The following is a 3,441-nucleotide window of genomic DNA, read 5'->3' as shown; positions in this document are numbered from 1 at the left end:
GGGAGGTGCCGGCGCTGCTCGCGTTCGCGGCGGTGTTCGTGGGGCTGGCGGCGTTCAGCGTGAGCCGCCGCGAGTAGCCCCCGCGGTTGTTGGACTTGCCCGGTGCCTTCCACTACGACGGCGGCACCGCAACCTGGATCCACGTCGAGGAGACTGCCTCATGAAGCTGCGTACGCCTGGCTTGTCGATGGTCGCCGTCGTGGGGCTGCTGGCCCTGCCCGCGTGCAAGAAGGACGAAGCGCCCACGCCCGCCGTGACGGCTCCGGCGGGGGAGACGCCCCCCACGCAGCAGGCCGTGCCCCCCGCGCCGAACGCGGGCGCGGGAACGGGTGAAGCGGCGGCTCCTGCGCCCGCGGGCAACGGCGTGGTGAAGGGCACGGTGTCGTTCACCGGCACGGCGCCGGTGATGGCGGACCTGGCGCCCAGCGCCGACCCCGCGTGTGACGGCCGGCCGGAGAAGGAGCAGTCCGTGCTGGTGAAGGACGGCAAGCTCAAGAACGTGCTGGTGCGCGTGCGCGGCACGGTGGCGGGAGCGCCCGCCGCGCCTTCGACGCCGGTGGTGGTGGATCAGTCCAAGTGCACCTACGTGCCGCGCGTGCAGGGCGCGGTGGCGGGCCAGCAGGTGATGTTCAAGAACAGCGACGGCACGCTGCACAACGTGCGCGGCGTGGTGGGCGCGAGGCCGGTGTTCAACGTGGCCCAGCCGCCCTCGGGCGCGCCGGTGCAGAAGCCGATGCCGGCCGACGCGGAGGTGCTGCGCCTCAAGTGCGACGTGCACCCGTGGATGACGGCCTACGTGGTGAGCAACCCCAACCCGTACTTCACCACCACGGGCGATGACGGCACGTTCACCCTGACGGGCCTGCCCGCGGGCACGTACACGCTGGAGGCGTGGCACGAGACGCTGGGCACGAAGACGGCGGAGGTCACCGTGAAGGACGGCGCTCCGGCGGACGCCGCGTTCACGTTCGCCGCGACGGACGCGCCCGCGAAGCCGTAGCGCGGGTTTGGGGGGCCGCACGTCGCGGCCCCTCCCTACGCCTGCGGACGCTCCAGGGCGCTCGGTGGGCCCTTCTTCCGCACCGTGAAGCCCACCCGCGCGCCTCCGCCGGGCCGGTTCTCCGCGAACGTGTCCCCGCCGTGGGCCCGGGCAATCCGCTGCACCAGCGCGAGCCCCAACCCCAACGAGCCGGCCTCGCGCGCCTCGCCGCCCCGGTCCTTCCGGTAGAACGGCTGGAAGATGCGCGTCTCCTCGCCGGGCAGCAGGCCGGGGCCCCGGTCCTCCACGCAGAACGCCAGGTGTTCCGGCCCGTGGTCCTGAAGCCGGAGCGCCTCCACCCCGTTCCCATGCCGACGCGCGTTGTCGAGCAGGTTCACCAGCGCCCGGCCCAGCAGCGTCGCGTCCGCCAGCAGCGTCACGTCATCCGTCTCCGGCTGCAACAGCGTGGCGGAATGCCCGGCGCGCTCCAGTGCCTGGGCCGCGAGCACCCCCGCCTCCAGCGCCTTGGGCGTCAGCTGGCCGAAGTCCAGGCGTGAGCTCGCGAGCAGCTCGCCCACCAGCGCGTCCAGCTCCACCACCTCGCGGTCCACCTGGTCCAACGTGCGCGGGTTGCCGCCGCCATCGCGAAGCAGCTCCGTCAGCACCCGCAGCCGGGCCAGCGGCGTGCGCAGCTCGTGGGACACCGCCGCGAGCAGCTCGCGTTGATCCGCCATCTGCTTCTCGATGCGCGCCGCCATGTCGTTGAAGGACTCGGCGAGCACCGCGAACTCGCCGGTGGCGTGGCGGTGGAGGCTCGCCCGCGTCCCCAGCTTGCCCGCGCCCAGCTCCTGCGTGGCCCGTACCAGATGGTCTACCGGTCGCGCCATCTTGTAGGAGATGCCGCCCGCCGCCGTCCACAGCACGAGCACCGCGATGCCCAGGGGCAACACGCCGCGCAGGGGGCTGCGCGAGCGCATGCGCAGGTAGCACGTCCGCGCCGTGCCCAGGAGTACACCCTCGCGCATCACCGGGAAGGACGTGTCCGGCTCATCGCACGGCGCCCCTCCTCGCGCGACCACCGCGCCGGACAGATCCATCAGCTCCACGTCCACGTCCAGGTCGCTGGAGATGCTGCGCACCAGGGAAGCGCGCTCGACGGGCGCGTCCCATACCTCCGCGAAGCGGTGGCCCACGAACGCGCGCACGCGCTCCGTCTCCTGCGTCCACGTCGAGCCGCCCACCAGGTTCATCACTCCGGACACCACCAGCACCGTCACCAGGATGGTGGCTCCGAACATGACGAACAGCCGCCGCCGCAGCCGCGCCTGCACGAAGGACCCCAGCCGGCCCAGGTGCCACGGCGGACGGTGGTGCCCGTGGCGTCCGTGCCTGCCGAAGCGGGGGCGATGATGGGGAGGAACGCAGCCATCGTCGGGGTGATGCGGGTGGCGCCAGTCCATCAGGTGCCCTCTTTGGCGAAGACGTAGCCCACGCCGCGCACCGTCTTGATGAGGCGCGTGCCCACGTCCCCCAGCTTCTGGCGCAAGTGGGAGATGTGCACGTCCACCGTGCGCTCGCTCACCACCGTGTCGCTGCGACCCGCCTCGCCCAGCAGCGCGTCGCGGGGAATCACCCGGCCAGCCCGGCGCACCAGCGCGAGCAGCAGGTCGAACTCCAGGCCCGTCAGGTCCACCGCGCGCCCCTCCACCCGCACCTCGCGCCCGGACACGTCGATGGACACCCCGCTCGACTCCAGCCGGTCCGCCACCGCCGAAGGCTGGGCCCGCCGCAGCACCGCGCGCAGGCGGGCGAGCAGCTCGCGCGGTCCGAAGGGCTTGGGCAGGTAGTCGTCCGCGCCCAGCTCCAGGCCCACCACCCGGTCCGTCTCATCCCCCTTGGCGGTGAGCATCAGCACGGGGATGCGGCTCTTCGCCCGGATGCGCTTGCACACCTCCAGCCCATCCATGCCCGGCATCATCACGTCCAGCAGCACGGCGTCGAAGGCGTGGGCCTCCAGCGCCGCCAGCCCGCGTCCACCGTCGGGCGCGTGGCTGACGGTGATGCCGTTCTGCCCGAGGTACTCCGCGAGCAGCTCGAACATCCGGGTGTCGTCATCGATGAGCAGGACGCGGGTGGGCATGGGCGACCGGAATCCTAACGCGCTCCCGACGCTTCAGCGGGCCCCGAGGCATTCCCCGAGCCATCCCCCGAGGCATTCGGGGCCCGCTGCGCGTGCCAGTCCCAGTACGGCGGCGCTCCGTTGCGGTAGGCGGTGGCGCCCCAGTCGCCGCGGTGGCACGAGGAGCGGTGGTGGCGGGCGAGGCTCGCGAAGCCGGAGGCATAGCCTCCGAGGGCACCCGCGGCGAGGAGGACGACGAGCAAGCGGTGTCTCATGGGAAATCTCCAGGAAGAGGAAGGGGGAAGAGGGGAGGCTTCAGATCATCGAGGGCGGGGCGTCATCG

4 protein-coding genes are annotated in these 3,441 nt (G+C 72.5%); 1 reads left to right on the top strand and 3 read right to left on the bottom strand.

Going from position 1 to position 3,441, the window contains the following annotated elements:
* Positions 1–160 precede the first annotated feature (160 nt).
* Positions 161–1,000 (top strand): carboxypeptidase regulatory-like domain-containing protein, encoded by an 840-nt coding sequence (locus D7V97_RS41425; protein WP_120616050.1) that lies wholly within the window; start codon positions 161–163, stop codon positions 998–1,000.
* Positions 1,001–1,035: 35 nt separating this feature from the next.
* Here the strand turns inward: D7V97_RS41425 and D7V97_RS41420 are convergent, their stop codons facing one another.
* The 3 genes from D7V97_RS41420 to D7V97_RS41410 are packed head-to-tail and all read right to left on the bottom strand — an operon-like array spanning position 1,036 to position 3,373.
* Positions 1,036–2,439, bottom strand: coding sequence for a HAMP domain-containing sensor histidine kinase (locus tag D7V97_RS41420; RefSeq protein WP_120616049.1), 1,404 nt, complete (start codon positions 2,437–2,439; stop codon positions 1,036–1,038).
* Positions 2,439–3,119 (bottom strand): response regulator transcription factor, encoded by a 681-nt coding sequence (locus D7V97_RS41415; RefSeq protein ID WP_120616048.1) that lies wholly within the window; start codon positions 3,117–3,119, stop codon positions 2,439–2,441. Before D7V97_RS41415 ends, D7V97_RS41420 begins: the two co-directional genes overlap by 1 nt.
* A 14-nt stretch (positions 3,120–3,133) precedes the next feature.
* A complete protein-coding gene (locus D7V97_RS41410) occupies positions 3,134–3,373 on the bottom strand; it encodes a hypothetical protein (protein ID WP_120616047.1) in 240 nt (79 codons plus the stop codon).
* Positions 3,374–3,441: the final 68 nt, after the last annotated feature.

The organism is Corallococcus sp. CA053C, from assembly GCF_003611675.1.
Lineage (GTDB): Bacteria > Myxococcota > Myxococcia > Myxococcales > Myxococcaceae > Corallococcus.
Note: the sequence above shows the minus strand (reverse complement) of the source record. Positions and strands in the feature narration are given on the sequence as shown.